Below are 1,696 nucleotides of genomic sequence, written 5' to 3'. Positions count from 1 at the left end.
ATAGAATTCAATTCATGTTATATAAATCAATTGTTAGAAAGGAACAGGTGTAATGAATCAAATTTCATTTGAAGATTTATTTGAAGAAGAAAAAGAAAAGGTGGAGGTAGATGAGGTATGTAAGGTACCAGCCCCTTTATCACCATTACAAAAAGATATTTTAGAATTAATTGATTCTGAAGAAATAAGTGCGCTTGAGCTATGTGAACGATTAATACGATCTGGTAAAATACCCGATGAAAGATTCACTACGAATAAGCCTAAAGCATATGGACAAGTATGTTTACTATTAGAAGGTTTTGTTACAGAAGGAAAACTTATTTTTATCAAAGATGATGAGAAAAGAGATAGGGTATATAAATTGAAAGAAGAAGTTTGAGATGTATAGTGGGAGATGAATGATTGGTTCCCTTTAACTTGCAGCTCCGTTAGTCTAGTAATGTCCACAAAAAAGGTGTCAATCTCTCCTACATTGACACCTTCATACTTTTAACACCTTACATACTTACGCTTAAAACCAAGTCTTCCTCTATCAAGTTCTTTCTGAATACTTTCAGAAGCATTTAACAAACTGCTTTTTTTATTATCACGTTTGACTTCAACTATACCAACTTCTTTTGCAATCTCGACTGCTTTTTCGTGTAGTGGTACATATGAAATTGCCACGGTGTTTAGGAAATTATTCATAGCGGATTTTGTTCGTTCTGGAGAGTGATGAATTGTATCTTTCACCATTTCAAGCATATCGAAAATTTTACTTTCGGAAAACTCATTGTCTTTGCGATTTCCTAAAAGCCAACAGTAGCAACTCCATCCGGCAGACATTTTAAGCTCGTCCCCACTTGCAATCCATTTATCAGCAACATCTTGTGCAATATTTGACTCCGATAAAGTTACTGCCACTACATAATCAGATAGCATATAAAAATATGCCCCGTCTATCCAGCAATCAAAATCAGACTCACTCATAGCTTTTGGATCGGCAATAATACCTGCAAAGTACATAGCATCGTAGTTACCTGTGGCATAAAGCTCTTCAGCTAACTCTTGATTTAATTTTATTTTTTTAGCGATTGGTTTCATAGCACCTGTAGCTACTCCGAATACTGGCTCATGCGCACCGTTAGATATGTATATTTTTTTCGTTCGTTCCTTACCTAGAGCCTCAAGTTCTTGCATAACTGTTTTAAAATCCATAGTTGTGCAACTTCCTTTCTTCATGTGAAAGCCTTTTTAAGCTTTTCGTATTTCTTATGTTAATACTAATTGTATTCAAGAGGTATGTCTACTTTCTAAAAGTATCGAAACCGGTTAGTAATTTTGAAGCTTTTGATTTTGTGACTGCTACAAGCTATCTATAGTTAGAAGCAAAGTATAGTAGAATAAAAAATACATTTGTATAGTTTTTCCAGTGAATATTTGGTATGATGGTGAATGGGAAAAATATACAAGCTGTTAGTGGTTCATAAAAGGGGGATTGAATTGAAAAGAACACCTGAATTCGTATTAGGTTTAATTGGTGGCATTTTGGGAATTATTATTTCCATAATATTAATAGTTGTAGCGTTTAATATTATGGAAGGGGTTGATTACGAACTTTTAGCTTATTACTCTATTATTTTAACGGTTCAAATAGGGTTGTTCATTTTATCGTGTTTAGTAAACAAGGTTAATAATAAAGTTTATGGAGTTTGTA

At 33.4% G+C, this 1,696-nt stretch carries 3 protein-coding genes; 2 read left to right on the top strand and 1 reads right to left on the bottom strand.

Annotated elements, in window-relative coordinates; genetic code table 11:
• Positions 1-52: 52 nt before the first annotated feature.
• Complete coding sequence (locus ACQGSG_RS28770) at positions 53-379, top strand: DUF3895 domain-containing protein (RefSeq protein WP_325842286.1); 327 nt, start codon at positions 53-55, stop codon at positions 377-379.
• Positions 380-489: 110 nt separating this feature from the next.
• On the opposite strand, the gene ACQGSG_RS28765 is transcribed toward ACQGSG_RS28770, so the two are convergent.
• Positions 490-1,197 (bottom strand): DNA alkylation repair protein, encoded by a 708-nt coding sequence (locus ACQGSG_RS28765; RefSeq protein ID WP_100616895.1) that lies wholly within the window; start codon positions 1,195-1,197, stop codon positions 490-492.
• 285 nt (positions 1,198-1,482) lie between these two features.
• On the opposite strand from ACQGSG_RS28765, the gene ACQGSG_RS28760 reads away from it, so the two are divergent.
• Positions 1,483-1,696, top strand: a 214-nt coding sequence (locus ACQGSG_RS28760; RefSeq protein WP_426948712.1) for a DUF4064 domain-containing protein, incomplete at its 3' end; no start/stop codon positions are given.

It is taken from the genome of Bacillus sp. GMa5/1, from assembly GCF_050172015.1.
Taxonomy (GTDB): Bacteria; Bacillota; Bacilli; order Bacillales; family Bacillaceae_G; genus Bacillus_A; species Bacillus_A cereus.
The sequence above is the reverse complement of the archived record's forward strand: the minus strand, read 5'-3'. Positions and strand labels throughout refer to the sequence as shown.

Coding starts and splice junctions, on each gene's coding strand:
- ACQGSG_RS28770 (WP_325842286.1), top strand. CDS start 53: ATGAATCAAATTTCATTTGAAGATTTATTTGAAGAAGAAAAAGAAAAG.
- ACQGSG_RS28765 (WP_100616895.1), bottom strand. CDS start 1,197: ATGGATTTTAAAACAGTTATGCAAGAACTTGAGGCTCTAGGTAAGGAA.